General features: G+C 70.8%; 17 protein-coding genes. 9 read left to right on the top strand and 8 right to left on the bottom strand.

All coding sequences use genetic code 11. The features are described from left to right. Positions 1-13: 13 nt before the first annotated feature. Positions 14-2,470, top strand: a complete 2,457-nt coding sequence (locus tag MOQ72_RS31745; RefSeq protein ID WP_242189434.1) for a helix-turn-helix transcriptional regulator — start codon at positions 14-16, stop codon at positions 2,468-2,470. 44 nt (positions 2,471-2,514) lie between these two features. Here the strand turns inward: MOQ72_RS31745 and MOQ72_RS31740 are convergent, their stop codons facing one another. Then, positions 2,515-3,600: an alpha/beta hydrolase gene (locus MOQ72_RS31740; protein ID WP_242189433.1), complete on the bottom strand. Its 1,086-nt coding sequence runs from the start codon at positions 3,598-3,600 to the stop codon at positions 2,515-2,517. Between the two features lie 172 nt (positions 3,601-3,772). On the opposite strand from MOQ72_RS31740, the gene MOQ72_RS31735 reads away from it, so the two are divergent. Together MOQ72_RS31735 and MOQ72_RS31730 are read left to right on the top strand one after the other, a co-directional pair. Then, on the top strand, positions 3,773-4,327 hold the full coding sequence (locus tag MOQ72_RS31735; RefSeq protein ID WP_242189432.1) for an NADPH-dependent FMN reductase: 555 nt from the start codon (positions 3,773-3,775) through the stop codon (positions 4,325-4,327). Positions 4,328-4,458: 131 nt separating this feature from the next. Continuing rightward, on the top strand, positions 4,459-4,956 hold the full coding sequence (locus MOQ72_RS31730; protein ID WP_242189455.1) for a Dps family protein: 498 nt from the start codon (positions 4,459-4,461) through the stop codon (positions 4,954-4,956). 7 nt (positions 4,957-4,963) lie between these two features. Here the strand turns inward: MOQ72_RS31730 and MOQ72_RS31725 are convergent, their stop codons facing one another. Together MOQ72_RS31725 and MOQ72_RS31720 are read right to left on the bottom strand one after the other, a co-directional pair. Beyond that, entirely contained in the window at positions 4,964-5,620 is a 657-nt protein-coding gene (locus MOQ72_RS31725) for a response regulator (protein WP_242189431.1), read from the bottom strand. Continuing rightward, on the bottom strand, positions 5,617-6,783 hold the full coding sequence (locus MOQ72_RS31720) for a sensor histidine kinase (protein WP_242189430.1): 1,167 nt from the start codon (positions 6,781-6,783) through the stop codon (positions 5,617-5,619). The genes MOQ72_RS31725 and MOQ72_RS31720 overlap by 4 nt, the downstream gene beginning before the upstream one ends. Before the next feature lie 132 nt (positions 6,784-6,915). Between MOQ72_RS31720 and MOQ72_RS31715 the strand changes: the two genes are divergently transcribed. Then, positions 6,916-7,659 (top strand): ABC transporter ATP-binding protein, encoded by a 744-nt coding sequence (locus MOQ72_RS31715; RefSeq protein ID WP_242189429.1) that lies wholly within the window; start codon positions 6,916-6,918, stop codon positions 7,657-7,659. Then, on the top strand, positions 7,659-10,163 hold the full coding sequence (locus MOQ72_RS31710) for an ABC transporter permease (RefSeq protein ID WP_242189428.1): 2,505 nt from the start codon (positions 7,659-7,661) through the stop codon (positions 10,161-10,163). Before MOQ72_RS31715 ends, MOQ72_RS31710 begins: the two co-directional genes overlap by 1 nt. A 275-nt stretch (positions 10,164-10,438) precedes the next feature. On the opposite strand, the gene MOQ72_RS31705 is transcribed toward MOQ72_RS31710, so the two are convergent. Then, positions 10,439-11,503 carry an NADH:flavin oxidoreductase/NADH oxidase gene (locus MOQ72_RS31705; RefSeq protein WP_242189427.1) on the bottom strand — a complete coding sequence of 355 codons (1,065 nt, stop codon included), beginning with the start codon at positions 11,501-11,503 and terminating at the stop codon, positions 10,439-10,441. Between the two features lie 51 nt (positions 11,504-11,554). Next, the gene (locus MOQ72_RS31700) at positions 11,555-12,091 is read right to left on the bottom strand and encodes a TetR/AcrR family transcriptional regulator (protein WP_242189426.1); all 537 of its coding nucleotides are present in this window, start codon (positions 12,089-12,091) and stop codon (positions 11,555-11,557) included. Between the two features lie 75 nt (positions 12,092-12,166). Between MOQ72_RS31700 and MOQ72_RS31695 the strand changes: the two genes are divergently transcribed. The 4 genes from MOQ72_RS31695 to MOQ72_RS31680 all read left to right on the top strand — a co-directional run bounded on the left by MOQ72_RS31695 (position 12,167) and on the right by MOQ72_RS31680 (position 14,117). Next, a complete protein-coding gene (locus tag MOQ72_RS31695) occupies positions 12,167-12,691 on the top strand; it encodes a GNAT family N-acetyltransferase (RefSeq protein WP_242189425.1) in 525 nt (174 codons plus the stop codon). A 5-nt stretch (positions 12,692-12,696) separates the two neighbouring features. Continuing rightward, positions 12,697-12,882 carry a hypothetical protein gene (locus MOQ72_RS31690; RefSeq protein WP_242189424.1) on the top strand — a complete coding sequence of 62 codons (186 nt, stop codon included), beginning with the start codon at positions 12,697-12,699 and terminating at the stop codon, positions 12,880-12,882. Between the two features lie 63 nt (positions 12,883-12,945). Further along, complete coding sequence (locus MOQ72_RS31685) at positions 12,946-13,635, top strand: class I SAM-dependent methyltransferase (RefSeq protein ID WP_242189423.1); 690 nt, start codon at positions 12,946-12,948, stop codon at positions 13,633-13,635. After that, complete coding sequence (locus MOQ72_RS31680; RefSeq protein WP_242189422.1) at positions 13,620-14,117, top strand: DUF1059 domain-containing protein; 498 nt, start codon at positions 13,620-13,622, stop codon at positions 14,115-14,117. Before MOQ72_RS31685 ends, MOQ72_RS31680 begins: the two co-directional genes overlap by 16 nt. 20 nt (positions 14,118-14,137) lie before the next feature. On the opposite strand, the gene MOQ72_RS31675 is transcribed toward MOQ72_RS31680, so the two are convergent. From MOQ72_RS31675 to MOQ72_RS31665, 3 genes are all read right to left on the bottom strand, one after another. Then, positions 14,138-15,973, bottom strand: coding sequence for a S9 family peptidase (locus MOQ72_RS31675; RefSeq protein WP_242189421.1), 1,836 nt, complete (start codon positions 15,971-15,973; stop codon positions 14,138-14,140). A 76-nt stretch (positions 15,974-16,049) separates the two neighbouring features. Continuing rightward, complete coding sequence (locus MOQ72_RS31670; RefSeq protein ID WP_242189420.1) at positions 16,050-16,535, bottom strand: DUF1203 domain-containing protein; 486 nt, start codon at positions 16,533-16,535, stop codon at positions 16,050-16,052. Positions 16,536-16,657: 122 nt separating this feature from the next. Further along, positions 16,658-17,194, bottom strand: a complete 537-nt coding sequence (locus MOQ72_RS31665; RefSeq protein ID WP_242189419.1) for a hypothetical protein — start codon at positions 17,192-17,194, stop codon at positions 16,658-16,660. Positions 17,195-17,258: the final 64 nt, after the last annotated feature.

Here is a 17,258-nt window from a genome sequence, read left to right as displayed (position 1 = left end):
AAGGACTGCAGGCGTGAATCATTCGACGACCTCCCGCCCCGCCGTGCTGCCGGACGGGCACGCGGCCGGGCTGCGGTCGGCGATCACCGCCGATCCGACCGCGCCGATCGTGGCTGGGATCCAGGGCGCTGGCGGCTACGGCAAGACCGCGCTGCTGGAACAACTCGCGCAGACCTACCGCGACGCCGGGGTGCCGGTGTTCGGGGCGAACGCCGTTGAGCGCGCGGGCGAAGGGGCGGTGCTGGTCGACGACGCCCACCGGTTGGACGAGTCGGTGCTCGGCGGGCTCCGGGAAGTCGCCCGACGGCCCGACGCGCGGCTGATCGTCGCTTATCGGCCGGGGCCGCGGCCGGCCGCGCTCGGCGAGCTGATCGGCGATCTCGGCGCACCGGTGCTGCTGTCCGCGCTCGGCCGGGAGGAGATCGCGGAGCAGGCCGAGTCGGCGACGCCGGAGTGGATCGGCTGGTTGCAGGCGCAGACCGGTGGCGTGCCCCGCTACGTGAGCCGGGTGCTGAGCACGGCCGAGCCCGGCGTGGCGGAGTTGCCGCCGCGCGCGCTCGACCAGTTCCAGCACGAGTTGGACCAGCTCGGCGAGGCCGGTTGGGAATGCGTGACGGCGATGGCGGTCGGCGCGACGCCGCACCCGGATCTGCTCGCCGCGTTGCTCGACCTCGACTCCGCGGCGGTCAACTCGGCGTTGCTCGCGGTGCGGGCCGGTGGGCTGGTCGGTGCGGACGACGTGCTGCTGCCGATCGTCCGGGCTGCCGCGCTGCGGCTGACGCCGTGGGAACGACGGCTGCGGGTGACCCGGCGGCTGGTCGAAACCCAACTGGCCCGCGGCGGTTCGGTGTTGCCGCTGGTCGCCCCGCTGCTCGGCGCCGAGATCGCGCTGCTTCCGGAAGCGACTCTGGCGGCGGCGTTCGAGAAAGCCGGGGAGGAAGCCCTGCGGGACGCGCCGCAGCTGGCGCGACGGTTGTTCGCGGCTGCGGTGACGGCCGGTACGCCCGCTGCGTCGGTTGCGGCGCGCCAGGCGCGCGCTGCTGCCGTCGCCGGTGAGCTGGACGAAGCGCTGCGGTTGGCCGACCAGGTGATCGTCGATGAAGCGGTGCCGGACAAGGAACTCGGCGTGCAGGTCGCGGCGAGCGTGTTGGCGCACCGGGGTCTGCTGGAGCGGTCCGCCGAACTGTGCCGGTGGTCGGTGGGGCGGTTGCGCTGGCCCGGCGACCGGGCGTATGCCGCAGTGGGCCTGATCGGCGCGGGTCGGCTGGGCGATGCCGACGAGTTGCTGCGCTCCTCCGACGACGCCGGGCCCCCGACGTCGATGACCGGCGCTGCCGCGCAACTCGCCGCCGGAGTGCGCGAATCCGTCGTCGGATCGGCGACCACCGCGCTGTCCACCCTGGTGCGAGCCGCAGCGCTTTCCGAACCGGTGGGGCGCAGCATCCTGGCGCCGGACACCCCGGCGTCGATCGCCGCCCTGGTCGCGCTGCACTGCGGTGAACTGGACGTCGCGCAGTCCACATTGGACCGAGCGGTCGAGTCCGGTACCGGCGGACCGCTGCTGCACAACCGGCATCGGCTGCTGGCGGCATGGCTGCCGCTGGTGCGCGGCGACACGGTGACCGCCCGTGCGAAGCTCCCCGCGACGATTCAGCCCGCGGCGCGCGACCGGCTGCTGGCCACCGCGATCGAAGCGGGCATCGCCAGCAGGGACAACGACATGGCCGCGCTCGCCGCGGCACGCGGCCAGGCCAGGCAGGCTGTCGCGGAGCACTCGGTGGACCTGTTCGCGTTGCTGCCGCTGGGCGAACTCGTGGTCGCCGCGGCGCGGCTGCGGGACCAGGACTGGATCGCGCCGTACCTGACGCAGGCCAGGGAACTGCTGGATCGGCTGGGAAATCCTCCATTGTGGACGTCCATGCTGACCTGGAAGCGACTGCAGGCCGCGGTGGTGTTGGAGGAGATGTACGACGCGCAGCAGCGCGCGGCGGAGCTGGACGGCATGGCGCACCACAATCCGTTGGCCGCTGCGATGGCCGGAGCCGCCCCGGTGTGGTTGCGGATCCTCGATGGTCACGTGGACCAGGACGAGGTGGAGCGGGTCGCGCGAGCGTTGCACGCTGCCGGTCTCGCGTGGGACGGGGCGCGGCTGGCCGGGCAGGCGGCGATCCGCACCACGGACCGCCGCGCGATGCTCGCGTTGCTGGAATGCGCTCGCGCATTGCAGGGCAAACCGCCGCGTCCGCGGGCGGTGCGCGGCGGCCTGTCAACGGAATCGGACCTGCTCAGCGAGCGGGAGAAGGAGGTCGCCGAGCTGGTGCTCGCGGGCCTGACCTACAAGCAGGTCGGCAAACGCCTGTTCATCTCGGCCAAGACGGTGGAACACCACATCAGCCGCATCAAACAACGCCTCGGCTGCGCCAACCGCGAAGACCTCCTCAACCGCCTCCGCGAACTCCTGAACCCCTGACCGCAGTCGTGACCGGCAACGGTCGCCATAGCGGCCATTACCGCTCACGATTGCTTGGTGGGTAAGGGCTTTTGGAGTTCCAGTCCGGCGCGGAGGGTGCCGACGATTTCGAACAGGGCCTCCTGGAAGCGGTTGCCGATCGTGCGTAAGTTGGCGAAACCGTGGATCAGGTCCGGGAACCGGCGGCTGAGCACCGTGACCCCGGCGTCCGCCAGTCGCTTCGCGTACGCCTCGGCTTCGTCCCGCAGCGGGTCGAACCCGGCCGTCACGACGTACGCGGGAGGCAGGCCGCTGAGGTCGTCGGCGCGCAGCACCGACAGCCGCGGGTCCTGGCGGGCGTCCAGGTCGGGCACGTAGTGGTCCATGAACCAGTCCATGTCGTGGTCGGTGAGCAGGAATCCGTTGCCGAACAACTCCCGCGACCGGTGGCGCGTGACGCCTTCCGTGGCCGGGTAGATCAGCAGCTGGAACACCGGCTTGGGCAGTCCCGATCGGGTCGCGTGCAGGGCGACCGAGGCCGCCAGGTTGCCGCCCGCGCTGTCCCCGCCCACCGCGATCGCAGCGCGGTCGGTGCCCAGCTCGGCGGCATTGTCGAGGGCGTACTGGTACGCCTCGATGGAGTCGTCCAGGGCGGCCGGGAACGGGAACTCCGGGGCGCGGCGGTAAGCCACCGACAGCACCCGGATCCCGGCGTGCTTGGCGAGGAATCGGCACAGGTCGTCGTGGGTGTCGAGATCGCCGATGACCCAGCCGCCACCGTGGTAGAAGACCAGCAGCGGTCCCGGCTCGGTGAGCTCGCGCGGCCGGTACAACCGCGCCTCCTTCTCGCCCGCGGCGGTCGCGATCCGCCGATCGGCGACCACCACGCCCGGCACCGGATGGGCAGCGGTGATCTTGGTCGCTCGGCGCATGCCCTCGCGGGCGATCTCCGGAGTCGTTGCCGCCAACCCGTCATGACCGCTGAGCTGCTGGAGCTTGAGCAGGAGTTGGGCGTCCAGCGCCAGTTCCTGGTCGTCCAGCCGGATCGGCCGTCCCGCGATGAGGCGCCGCACGGGTTGCGGCAGCGCGAAGGCATTGCGGAGGACGGCAGCTTCCAGCGTCGGCTGCAACTGTTCGAGGACTTTCGGCATTGGCGTGGCCTTCCAGGGAAAGCGGCAGGTGCCGGGTGAGGTTACCCGCAGGTAGTTGTGGCGCGGGGCACTGCTGGAGCGGCGTTGACCTCCAGTGAGCTCGAAGTCGTAGCGTGGCAGTTGCCTCGCGGGGGAGGCGACAGGTTCGGGGTGCGGGTGAAAGGATCAGCGCATGACGGTGACCGTGGTGGGAATCGGTGGATCGGTCCGGCCCGACTCGCAGTCCGAGCGAGCACTGCACGCGGCGCTCGCGGGCGCGCGGGAGGCGGGCGCCAAGGTCCAGGCGATCACCGGCAGTGCCCTGGCGCTACCGTTCTACGACCCGCAGGTGACCGAGCGCACCGACAGCGCGCTGGAGCTGGTGGACGCCCTGCGCACCGCCGACGGCGTCATCCTCGCCTCGCCCGGCTACCACGGCACGATCTCCGGGCTGATCAAGAACGCCCTTGACTACGTCGAGGACCTGCGCGCCGACGAGCGCCCCTACCTGGACGGTCGCGCGGTCGGCTGCATCGGCATCGCCTACGGCTGGCAGGCCACGGTCACCACGTTGCAGGCGCTGCGCTCCGTCGTGCACTCCCTGCGCGGTTGGCCGACACCGCTGGGTGGTGCGGTGAACTCGGCTGAAACGCAGTTCGAAACCGGTGGGGAGTGCGCCGACGAGAAGGTGGCCAACGTCCTGCGCACCATCGGGCACCAGGTCGTCGATTTCGCCAACCGCGGCTGACCCACCGCAGCGCCTCCGCTAGTCGCGGCTCACCTCTTGCCGCGCGAAACGCATTCCCTTCAACATGCGCGGGTATGCCCCAGGACGCACCCTCGAAGGGATGGCTCGCGTTCGAGGAGGTAACGGAACTCATGGCGCAGAAGACGGCTTCGAAGAAGGCTCCGATCACCAGCCCGCTGAACGACCAGGACCAGGACATCACCGGCAAGATCCTGAAGGCCACGCTGCTGGACCTGATCGATCTGCACCTGGTCGCCAAGCAGATGCACTGGAACGTCATCGGCAGGCACTTCCGCAACGTGCACCTCCACCTCGACGAGCTGGTCGACGCCGCTCGCGGGTTCGCCGACGACACCGCCGAGCGCGCCGCCGCCATCGGCGTTTCGCCGGACGGACGTGCCGCGACCGTCGCGCAAGGCTCCGGGGTGCCGAAGTTCGACCCGGACTGGCGCAGCGATCACGACGTCATCGAAGCGATCACGAACGCGCTGGCCGAAGTTGTCCGCCGACTCCGGGCCCGCATCGACGAAACCGACAAGACCGACCTCGTCACCCAGGACATGCTCATCAGCATCGCCGCCGAGTTGGAGAAGCAGCACTGGATGTGGCAGGCCCAACTGGCCGGTTGACCCCGCGTCACCGCGGTGGCGTCGGGCCCGCGTCGCGGACCAGCAAGGCGAGTTGCACGCGATTGGCCAGGTTCAGCTTGGCCAGCGCGCGGCTGACGTGGACCTTCACCGTGCCTTCGCTCATGGCGAGTTCCAGCCCGATCTCGGCGTTGGACAGACCCCGCGCGACGGCTCGGACCACGGTTTCCTCCCGGCCGGTCAGCACCGACAGCCGCCGCCGGGCGTCGACGGCGCTCGGCGATTCCAGCTCGGCGAAGGTGTCGATCAGCCGTTTGGTGACGCTCGGGGTGAGCATGGCGCTGCCCTCGGCGATGATCCGGACGGCATTGGTCAGATCGTGCGGTGCGGTGTCCTTGAGCAGGAATCCGGCCGCGCCGCCGCGCAGCGCGCCGTGCACGTAGTCGTCCAGGTCGAAGGTGGTCAGCATGATCACCTTCGGCGCGCTGGGCGAGCGCCGCAGCTCGCGGAGCGCGGTCAGCCCGTCCATGCCCGGCATCCGGACGTCCATGAGCACCACGTCGGGGCGGTGCTTGGCGACCGCCGTGATCGCTTCGCCGCCGTCGCTGGCCTCGGCGACCACCTCGATATCGGCCGCAGGTTCCAGGATCATGCGCAACCCGGCTCGGACCAGTGCCTCGTCGTCGACGACCAGGACCCGGATCACGCGGGTTCCCGTGGGCTGACGGGGAGCCGGGCGGACACCGCGAATCCGCCGTCGGCCCGTGGTCCGGCCGCGAACTCGCCGTCCAACAACTCGACGCGCTCCCGCAGGCCGACCAACCCCAGGCCGCTACCCGGAAGCGACTCGACCGGTTCCGGTGGCGTCTCGTTGATCACCGTGACCTCCAGATCCGTCTCGTGGTAGCGCACTGTGACATCAGTGCGGGCCTTACCAGCGTGCTTGTGGACATTGGTCAGCGCCTCCTGCACGACGCGGTACGCCGCATGCTCCAGCAAGGTCGGTATGCGCCACGCGGTCCCCTCGTCGTGCCGGACCACGGAAATCCCGGCATCCCTGGACTGGTCGAGGAGGCGGTCCAGGTCCACCAGGGTCGGCTGCGGGCCGAGCTGGGCGTCCGCGGCTGCGCTCTTGAGCACGCCGATCGTGTCCCTGAGCTGTGCGAGCGCTTCCTGGCCGGTGGTGCGGATGAGTTCCGCCGTGGCCGCGGTGTTCGCGTCCGCGGCGTTGACCTGAAGTCCGCCCGCGTGCAGGACCATCAGCGAGACCCGGTGGGCGATGACGTCGTGCATGTCCCGCGCGATCCGGGCCCGCTCCTGCAGCCGCGCCTGTTCGGCTCGGGCCGCCTGCTCGCGCTCCAGCTGCGCGGCTCGTTCGCGGAGTCCGTCGAGCACATCGCGGCGGGCCCGACCCCACAGCCCGAGCACGAACGGCAGCCAGACGAACAGGCCCGCACCGCCGACCGCGGCCCACATGTCGCCCAGCGCCAGGTCCGCCCGGCCGATGGCCAGCCCAACGGCCGTCGGCAGCACTGCGGCCCCGTTCGCCACGACGAAGTACCAGGTCAGCTGCGGTCGTCGGTGAGCTGCGAGGTACGAGCCGACGCACAGCGCCATCCAGGCCGACATCAGCAGCCAGGCCAGCAGTCCGACGACGATCAACGGCCATCGCCTGCGCGGCAGCAGCAGGACCGCGGTCAAGGACGCCGCGGCCAGCACGATCGACAGCGCCAGGCCGAAAATCGGGTCAACGCCGGATTCCGCCAGCACGTAGGGGACCGGTCCGCCGCTGACCGGCACGAACATCCCCGCCACGACCACTGCCGCCAAGAGCAGCAACCCCCAGAGTTCCGGCACCCGCTTCGCCACGCCGTAGACCGTAGTTGTGCGCCGGGAGTTCGGCGTCCCACCAATGTTCATCTCCGGTGTAACTAAAGTCAGTGCTGGTCGTCGCCGTTTCGGCGACGTGCGGGCTGGAGGTGGGCCAGCACGATTTCGGCCATGACACCGAAATCAGCCGCCATCCGCGCGACCGGGCTCGGCAAGCGGTACGGCTCCGGCGATTCCCAGGTGGCCGCGCTCGCTGGCGTCGACGTGCGGTTCGGCCGCGAGGAGTTCACCGCGATCATGGGTCCGTCCGGTTCCGGCAAGTCGACGTTGCTGCACTGCGTCGCGGGTCTGGACGAGCCCGACGAGGGTCGCGTGTGGATCGGCGACACGGAGTTGACCGGCCTGCGCGACGACGCGCTCACCCGCCTCCGCCGGGATCGCGTGGGATTCGTCTTCCAGGCGTTCAACCTGCTGCCCGCGCTGACCGCGTTGGAGAACATCACGCTGCCGTTCGACCTGGCCGGACGGCAGCCGGACCGGAGCATGCTGGCGCGGGTCATCGCGGCGCTGGACCTGCGGGATCGGCTGGGGCATCGGCCCAGCCAGCTCTCCGGCGGCCAGCAGCAGCGGGTGGCCTGCGCGAGGGCCCTGGTCACCCGGCCTGACGTGGTCTTCGCCGACGAGCCGACCGGTTCGCTGGACTCCGCCGCTTCGGCGGAACTGCTCGGCTTCCTGCGCCGCAGCGTCGATGAACTCGGCCAGACCGTGGTGCTGGTGACGCACGAGCCGAGCGCCGCCGCGTGGGCCGATCGCGTGCTGTTCCTCAAAGACGGTCGGCTCGTGGACGAGCTCACCGCACCGAACGCCGACCGCGTGCTGGAGCGCATGAAGTTCCTGGAGAAGGCGGCCGTCTGATGTTGAGGACCATGCTGCGCGAACTGCTGGCGCACCGGGGCCGCTTGTTGATGACGCTGTTGGCCATCGCACTCGGCGTGGCCGCGACGGTCGGGAGTTGGGTGGTCAGCGATTCCATCGCCACCACCCTCGCCGGACGGGAGACCCGCCACGACGTCGGCGTGTCGGTGCAGAGTCCGGGCAAGGAACCACTGCTCGCACAAGCAGATCTGGCCCGGTTGGCTGCCGTGCCCGGCGTCGCACGCGCCGAAGGCGTGATCGTCGGTCGGGCCGGGATCATCGGTCGGGACAACAAGCTCGTCGAGGCCACCACGGTTCTGGACCGGGCCGGGACGAACTGGAGCAGCGCCGATCGTTTCACCGTCGTCGCGGGCCAGGCGCCCACCGGGCCGGGTCAGGTCGCGCTCAACGCGGCCGATGCCGAAACCGCCGGGCTCGCGGTGGGCGATGACGCCCGCATCCTGTTGGCCGACGGGCACATCGACCACGCCGAGGTGACGGCGCTGTTCACTTACCACCAGCTCGGCCCGGAGTCCACATCGGACTCGAACGCGGCCTCCGACGCGGTGCCGGTGGTCGCTTACGACACGGCCACCGCGACGGAGTTGCTCGGCAACAGCTTCCACCGGATCGAGCTGACCGGCGGCGATCCCGAAGCGATCAAGGCGGGCGCGCGGCAGGTCGTCCCGGCCGACTACCACGTGGCGACGGGTGATGAGCTGGCCGAGGACGCGGTCCAGCAGGCCGAGGCCGACGTCCAGGACCTGCGGATGACGATGCTCCCCTTCGCGGCGGTGGCCTTGCTGGTCGGGATGTTCGTCATCGCCAACACGTTCACCATGCTGGTGACGCAGCGAACCCGGCAGTTCGCGCTGCTGCGCGCGGTCGGCGCCCGAAAACGGCAGGTGCGGGCGGGGATCGTCATCGAGGCCGCAGTGCTCGGCGTGGCGGGTGGCACCGTCGGCACGTTGGCCGGGGTGGCGATCGGTCCGTTGCTGATCTCGGTGCTGCGGCCGGACGACGAGGTCACCTTCACGGTCAGCCCGTTCGCCATCCTGCTCGGGTACGGCGTCGCCGTGCTGACGACCGTGCTCGCCGCCTACGGCTCCGCGCGGCGAGCAGCCGCCGTACCACCCGTCGCGGCGCTGCGCACGGACAGTGCCGTGCCGCGCGAGACCAGGCGGATGCGAAATCTCATCGGCATCGGACTCCTGATCGTCGCCGCAGCGATGGTCACCGCGACTGCGGATCCCAGCTCAGCGAACACCGCGCGAATCATCGCCCTGGTGGGCGCGGTTCTCGGTGTGGTCGGCATGATCCTGCTCGCACCCCGGCTCGCCGAGTTTGTGCTGCGACCGATCACGCGGTTCTCCGACCGGCGTTCGGGGCCTCCGCTCCGGCTCGCGCTCCGCAACGCGGCGGGTGATCCGCGGCGCACTTCCGGAGCCGCGACCGCCATCACCGTCGGTTTGGCCCTGGTGTGCGCCTTCGCCACGCTCAGCGCGTCGTTCTCCGCGCTGATCGCCTCGACCTTCCGGGCCAACGTGCCCGGCACGACGACGGTCCTGCAGTCCGCCGCCGGGGGCGAGTCCACGCTCACCCCGGCCGAACTCGACGACGTCGGCGAGCTGCCGGGAGTGACCCAGGTGGCGGGTAGCCGCGACCTGCTCGTCAAGGTGACCTATGCCGCTGGCGAGACCGTGCGGCGGATCTCCGCGATCGAGCCCACTGCCCTCGGCACCGTGCTCACCCCGAAGATCACGGCTGGCAGTGCCGACCTGACCCGTGGCGTGGTCGTTTCGCGCAACCAGGCCGACATGCTCGACCTCGGCGTGCACGACGAGATCACCTTGCAGTTGGACGCCAGGACCTCGATCACCCAGCCCGTGGTGGGCGTCTACGACGCCACCGAACTGCAGGCGAGCATTTTCCTCGACGTCGCCAAAGCCCCCGAGTCGCTGCGGAAGCAGATCACCACGCTGTACGCCGCCGGGCCGGACCCCGCTGAAGCGCGGCGAAGCATCGAGACCGCCTTCCGACACCGGCCGGACGTGGTCATCGGCGACCGCGAGTCGCTAATCGAGCAGGGCGTCGACCGGCAGGCGCTGGCCTTCACGCTGATGTACGCGATGTTCGGCGTGGCGATCCTCATCGCCTTGTTCGGGGTCGTAAACACCCTGGTGCTGGCGGTCCTGGAGCGCACCCGCGAGATCGGCGTGTTCCGCGCGGTGGGCGCCACCCGCCTGCTGGTGCGCCGAATGATCACGGTGGAGAGCGTGGTGCTCTCGATCTTCGGCGCGTTGCTCGGCGTGGTGATCGGTGTTCCGGTGGGTGCGGTCATGCAGCACGCCATGTTCGGCCAACGGCTGTCGGACTTCACGCTGCCCACCACGATCATCGCGGTGTCCTTGGTCGGCATCGTGCTGGCCGCGGTAGTAGCCGCGATGTGGCCCGCTCGCCGGGCGGCCCGGACCAACATGCTCGCCGCGATCACCGACGAGTAAAAGGGTGTGCAGATTGAGGCTTGCCTCGGGGTGGGGGGGGGGGGGGGGGGGGGGGGGGGGGCGCGGGGGCCCCCCCCCCCCCCCCGCGGGGGCCCCCCCCCCCCCGGGGGGGGGGGGGGGGGGGGGGGGGGGGGGGGGGGGGGGGGGCGCCCCCCCCCCCCCCCCCCGCCGCGCCGCCCCCCCCCCCCCGCGGGGGGGGGGGGGGGGGGGGGGTCCCCCCCCCCCCCCCCCCCCCCCCCCCCCCCCCCCCCCCCGCGGCAGCGGGCTCCCCGCGGTCAGGCGCGGCGGGCGCGGACGTACTGCTTGGGCCAGATGTTGTCGGCGTGCAGGCGGTCGGCGGCGTGCAGCGGCCAGTGCGGGTCGCGCAGCAGCTCGCGGGCGAGGAGCACGGCATCCGCCGAACCGGACGAGATGATCTCCTCGGCCTGCTCCGGCGAGGTGATCAGGCCGACCGCCCCGGTGGGCACGTCCGCCTCGGCGCGGATCTGCCGGGCGAATCGCACCTGGTAACCGGCTCCGATCGGGATGTCCGCCGAGGGCACCGCGCCACCGGTCGAGGCGTCGATTAGATCCACCCCGCGCTCGGCGAGCAGTCGGGCCAACCGCACCGAGTCGTCACCCGTCCACCCGCCGTCGACCCAGTCGGTAGCCGACAGGCGGACGATCAGCGGCCGGTCCGCGGGCCACGCCGCGCGCACCGCCTCGGTGATCTCCAACAGCACCCGCACCCGGTTGTCGAAGTCGCCGCCGTAGCGGTCGGTCCGATCGTTGACCAGCGGCGAGTAGAACTGGTGCGCCAGGTAACCGTGCGCGAAGTGCAGTTCGACGACGTCGAAGCCCGCGGCGTCGGCCCGGCGCGCAGCCGCGGCGAACTGCGCGGGCAACTCGGCGATCTCGGCTTCGGTCAGGGCGCGCGGCGCCGCCAGGTCGCCGAAGGCGTTGCCGGTCGAGCTGACCGCGTCCCAGCCACCTTCCGACTTCGGCACGGTCTGGCTGCCCGCCCACGGCGGAGTGGTCGACGCTTTGCGCCCCGCGTGCGCGAGCTGCACGCCGGTGGCCGCGCCCTGCTCGTGCAGGAAGTCGGTGATGCGCCGCCACGCCGCGACCTGTTCGTCGTTCCACAGGCCGGTGTCCCCCGGACTGATCCGGCCTTCCGGGGCGACGGCGGTCGCCTCGGTGATGACCAGCCCGGCGCCGCCGGTGGCGAACTGGCCCAGGTGCACCAGGTGCCAGTCGCCGGGCACGCCGTCGACGGCCGAGTACTGGCACATCGGCGCGACCCACGCACGGTTCCGGATGACGATGTCACGCAGCTTGATCGGTTCGAAGAGATGGCTCACGGGCAACAACGACGCTGCGGCGGAACGAGTTATTCCGCTGCGTCGACCACGTCACAGTTTCCGCAACAGGTCCTCGAACGCCTGCTCGACCCGTTCGGTGTCGCCGGTGGCGAGCAGGTCGAGCAGCAGGCCGCGAAGCGCGGCCAGCGCCAGCGTCGCCTCGGTGTCCGATCCGCCGAACGCCTGCCGGAGCTGCGGCAACCACTCGCGGATGCTGGCTTCGCCGAAGCCCTCCCAAGCGCCGCCATGTGCGTGCAACGACCGCGCGTAGCTCTCGAAGAAGAACCGGACGACGTTGTGGTGCGCCGGGCTGCTGAGCCACTGCCACAGCGAGCGCAGCGCCTCGGTCCGGTTCGAGCAGTCCTTGAGGGCGTCGGCGAGCAGTTGGAGTTGCACGTCGCGGGCGTGCCGGTGGACCTCCCGGACCAGCCCTTCCTTGGAACCGAAGAAGTACAGCAGCATCCGCGGACTGGAGCCGACCGCGGCGGCCAACGGCCGCAGCGACGTCTCGGACAGGCCGTGCGTCGCGGAGTAGTCCAGGAGTTTCCCGAGCAGTTCGTCGCGGCGGCTGTCATCCCGATGAGTCATCGTCGCCCTCTGTTCCTGTCCTGGTCAGGCTGCTAGCCTACGAGTGAAACAACTGTTTCACTACTGGAGTTGTGGATGCCCTCGACCAGAACTTCCGAGATCACCATTCGCGTCGGCCCGCGTCCTGGTGATCTGGGTGTCGTGTTGGCCATGCACGGCGAGCTCTACGCCCGTGAGTACGGCTTCGACGAAGGCTTCGAAGCGCACGTCGCGCACGGCCTTGCCGCGTTCGCTGAAGCGCTCGGCGCTGCCCGCGACGAGCCGGGGTCCGAACCGGGCTGGTTGTGGCTCGCGGAACGCGATGGGGAAGTCATCGGCACCGTGGCGCTGACCGACGAAGGCGACGGCGTCGCGCAGCTGCGCTGGTTCCTAGTCGATCCATCGGTCCGCGGCGGTGGGGTTGGTCGGAAGTTGTTGCACAGGCTGCTCGATCACGCGCGGGATCAGGGGTTCAAGCACGTGAAGCTGTGGACGGTCGACCCGCTGGAGACCGCGGCCCGGCTGTACCTGGACGCCGGTTTCCGCTGCACCGAGCGGAAACCGGCCCAGCAGTGGGGCCATCGGCTCGACGAGCTGCGGTACGACCTCGAACTGGGGTGACTGCCATGCCGACGACCAGCTGGTCGCGCGTACTGCACGCGGTGGTCGAGTACGTGCGGGTGATGAACGATCTCTCCGGGCGCTACCTGCTGGCCTGGCCACCGCAACCCGAGCCGCTGCACTGGGTCCGCCGCGGTGACGTCTGGCTCCTGCGCGGCGAAGTACTACCCGAACCACCCGCCGACAACTAGGAGCGCGCGGCAGGGGCCGGAAGTCTCTGGCGGTGGCGATCCGGCGGTGGGCATCCTGCCGCCATGACGTCGGACGATGTCCACGCCGTCCGCTCAGCCACCACCGTGACGTGCCACTACAAGCGCGCCGGTGTGCCGCCGCCGGTCGAGATGCTTGAGCGGTTCCGGATGCTGGTCGGGCGACGGGCCGCCGGACGGGTGCTGGACATCGGTGCGTTCAGCCTCGAAGACCTGCTCGCGTACCGCCACGTCTGCTACCTCGCCCTGCTCGGCGCGACGTCGGACCTGCGCGGCGAACGGCCCGACCTGGCGGTGGAATTCGTCGCCGCGGACCTCGCGCCGCTGCCCTTCCCGGACCGGGCCTTCGACGTGGTGGTCTGCCGATTCTCCTTGTGCAGCACGGAGAATCCCCCGTTCGCCCTGCGCGAGGTCAGTCGGGTGCTGCGGCCGGTCGGCCAACTGCTGTTCCTCGAACACACCCGAGCACCGGGCGTGGTCGGGCAGGCGCAGGACCAGGCGCAGGAGATGCTGCGCGGCAGTCGGCGCTGCCGCCTCAACGTCGAGGTCTTGGTGCAGTTGCGGCGGGCCGGACTGGTGGTGCGCCGCGCCGACTGGTTCTGGCCGTCCGCGCACGTGCGCGCGCCGTTGGTGCAGGGCGTCGCCACCCACCCGGACGCCCAGTACGAGCGCGAGCTGGCCTGGCTGCGAAATCCCATCCAGAAGACAGGAGAGCCGCCATGGCCAGGAAGGTAGCGGACTGCCGCAAGTACCCGAGCGAGATCGACTGCTCGCTGACCATCGTCGGCGAGGAAGCGGAAGTGCTGCGGGCCGCCACCGAGCACGCGGTGTCGGTGCACCACCACGCGGACACCCCGGAGCTGCGAGCCCACATCCGCGAGCTGCTGGAGGACGAAACCGCTCCGGCGAGTCCGAACGGCATGAACTTCGTGCAACTCATCGAGTTCCGGACCAGGAATCGGGACGAGCTCAACCGGCTGCTGGACGAGTGGGAGGAAGCCACCGGCGGCAAGCGCACCGCGACGCGAGCGGTGCTCACCCAGGACCACGAGCAGCCGGGCAGCTACTACGAATTCGTCGAGTTCCCGTCCTACGAGCAGGCGATGCGCAACTCGCGGCTGCCGGAGACCGCCGCCATTTCCCGCAAGATGCGGGCGATCTGCGACGAGGAACCCACCTTCCACAACCTCGACGTGATCCGCGCCGAGAGCCTGTGAGCGGAAGGCGGGTCGGGGTCTCAGCCGAGGCCGACGGCGCGGCGGGCGAAGTGGATCTCGGCCGCCACCTGGCGCAGCGTTTCGGCCACCACCAGCGAACCGTGGCCCGCGTCGTAGCGGTAGAACTCGAACGGGATCTCCCGCTGACCCAGCCGATCCAGGTAGTTCAGGATCTGCTGGATCGGACAGCGCGGGTCGTTGTCCCCGGCCAGCACCAGCACCGGTGCCCGCACCTGGTCCACGTAGGTGATCGGCGAGGCGGCCTGGTAGACCTCCGGGACCTCCTCCGGCGAGCCGCCGAACAGCGCCCGGTCGTAGGCCCGCAGCGGTTCCATCTCGTCGGCGTACGCCGAGACGTAGTCGGCCACCGGCACCCCGGCCACCCCGCCCGCCCAACGTTGCGGCTGCGTGCCGATCGCGAGCAGCGTCAGGTACCCGCCCCACGAGGCGCCCGCGACCACGCTCAGCGCCGGGGTGGTCAGCCCGGCGGCGATCGCCCAGTCGTGCACCCGCTCGACGTCCGCCAGCTCGGTCAGGCCTGGTCGGCCCTCGATGGCATCCCGCCAGGCCGAGCCGTACCCGGTCGAACCCCGGTAGTTGATCTCCACCACGGCGAACCCGGCGTCCAGCCACGCCGCTCGATACGCGGAGAACCGATCCTCGTCCGCCGCGTGCGGCCCGCCGTGCAGGCTGAACACCGTCGGCAGCGGCCCGTCCCCGGCGTCCGCCGGGCGTGCCACCAGCGCGTGCACCGCGTCGTTCGGCCCGTACGGGACCTCCACGAACACGTCGGTGACCGCCTCCGAACCCGGCGCGCGCTCGCCGGGCGGCGTCAGCAGCACCCGGTCCTCGCCTTCCGGCGAAACCGTGCGCACCAGCGACGGAGTCGCCGCCGACGACCACACGTACTCCACCGACCGGTCCGGGCGCACCGACGCACCGGCCACCGTGCCCGGCGGCGTGGCCAACTCGGTGAGCGTGTCATCGGCGAGGTCGTAGCGGTGCATGGTGGTCCGCGCGTGGTGGGTGTGCGCGATCAGCAGCGCTTTGCCGTCCGGATACCAGTCGGCGGAAACCTCGCCGGGCAGGTCGAGCTTGATCTCCGCCTCGGTGTCCGCGGTGACGTCCCAGACCAGCAGCTCCTCCTTGCCGCGGCGCTCGTGCAGCACCAGCAGCCGAGGATCGCCGGTGACCGGCGCGAAGGACAGCGCGTCCAGACCCTTGCCCGGACCGTCCCACTTCTCGGCGACCTCGGAGCCGTCGACGCGCAGCACCCGCAGCGCCGGATGCCGACTGTCGCCGTGCTCGGAGTGCGAGATCACCACCATCGACTCGTCCCAGGACATGGCGGCCAGCCCGCCGTCCTGCTCGTGCTGGTAGAGCACCTCCGGGCGGCCGCCGTCGCGGGCCACCCACACCGTCACCCCGTCGTCGGTGGACATCCCCAGCCCGATCACCGATCCACCGAGCTCCAGCCCCGCCGGGTAACCGGGGTGGGTACCGGGCAGGCCCGGCTCGGCCGCGCCGGAGCCGAACGGCTCCACCACCCAGCTGCCGAACTCGTCGCCGTCGGTGTCGTCGAACCACCAGATCTGCTCGCCGTTCGCGGACAGCGTGCCGTGGAAAGTCCCCTGTGGACGATCGGTGACCTGGCGGTGCGCACCGGTCTCCCGGTCCCACGCGTAGATCTCCCAGGTGCCGCTGGAATTCGACACGTACAGGCTGCGCTGCGGGGCGTCCCGCGCCCAATCGGGCAGCGAAACGCGCGGCGCGCTGAACCGGGCCCGCCAGCGGGCCTCCCGCTCCGGATCGTCGAACAGGCTCTCGGGGATCTTCGCCTCGGGGTAGGTGCTCACGCCTCGATACTGCCCGATAACGCCACCACCCGCGGAACTGGACGCCCCTCCCGGTCCGCGATGCGGCGCAGCTCGGTCACGCCCGCCGGGCCTCGAACAGGAAGCACCCGAACTCCACCGCCCGGACGTGCACCAGCGCGACGTCCGGGTCCAGCAGCAGGTCACCGGCCGTGCGCTCGGACAGGTGGGTGGTGCCGTCGAGCAGGCAGCCACCGAGGATCCGGCCGTCGGACGCGTAGCTGCGCAGCACGCGCCGGGTACCGCGCAGTTCTTCCGGCCACGCCGGGGAATCCGGGCCGTCGCAGGTTTCAGCGTGGATGAACACCGGCCCGACTTCCTCGTAAGCGCCGGGATCGATTCCGGTGTCGCGCGCCCACCGCCGCAGCGGCGCGTAGCTGACCAGCGCGATCCGCTCGCCCGGCCGACCGCGGCGCAGGCAGCAGCGCAGCGGCTCGCCGTACTCGTCGTCTTCGATGCGGATGGACGGTTCGCGCCCGGCGTCGTCGAGCTTGCGGAGTACGTCGAGCACGGCGGGTTCGATGGGCGACACGTGGAAAGTCATGCCCCGATAATCACCGCTGACGTGGGTCGGAGCTGGCGGAAAACGGCCGTCTCAACAAGCACCGGAATTGCGAAAGGCCTTGGCCGGAAACCCCGGCCAAGGCCCTGAACAACGAAGCCGGATCAATGCCCGTGCACGTAGGCGATCAGCTTCGCCATGTTCGACACGAACGCGGATGTGCTGATCCCCAGCGGCCTTTCGCGTGGCTCGTACGGGTGCTCCTCCGGCGGCTTCTGCGGGTCGTAGGGAGAAGTGTCGTACACGTCGCCGACGTTCCTGCTCATGTAGGCCCGGCCGTCGTGGGGTCTGGTCGAGCCTGGGCCGCGATAGGGGTTGGTGACGGTTTCGAGCGGGGTCAACCAGTAGTCGCGCGTGCCCAGGTCGGCGACGAGTTGCGCTGCCTCGGCCTCGCTCACCGCGGGCACGTCGACGCCCTCGCCGCGCAGGAGGTCGGCGAGCTTGATGTCGCGCACCGAGTAGTAGGTGGGCAGCGGGGCACTGACGCCCGGCGTCAGCGGTGAGCGGGACCGCAGCTCCGCCACCTCCGCATCGCTCAACGCGCGGGAACGATTCGGCGAGTCGCCCTCGGTGACGTTGCGGCGCTGAGGTGCGGGATCCGCACAGCCACCGGTCTGCTCGGAAAGCGGGTGTGCGAGCACCCGCCTAGCGTTGCTCCGGATGGGTGACGGTGTTCCGGCTGCATGGGGCCGCTGCCGTATCGAA

Origin of the sequence: Saccharopolyspora soli (assembly GCF_022678645.1) — a bacterium.
GTDB classification, from domain to species: Bacteria; Actinomycetota; Actinomycetes; order Mycobacteriales; family Pseudonocardiaceae; genus Saccharopolyspora; species Saccharopolyspora soli.
Note: the sequence above shows the minus strand (reverse complement) of the source record. Positions and strands in the feature narration are given on the sequence as shown.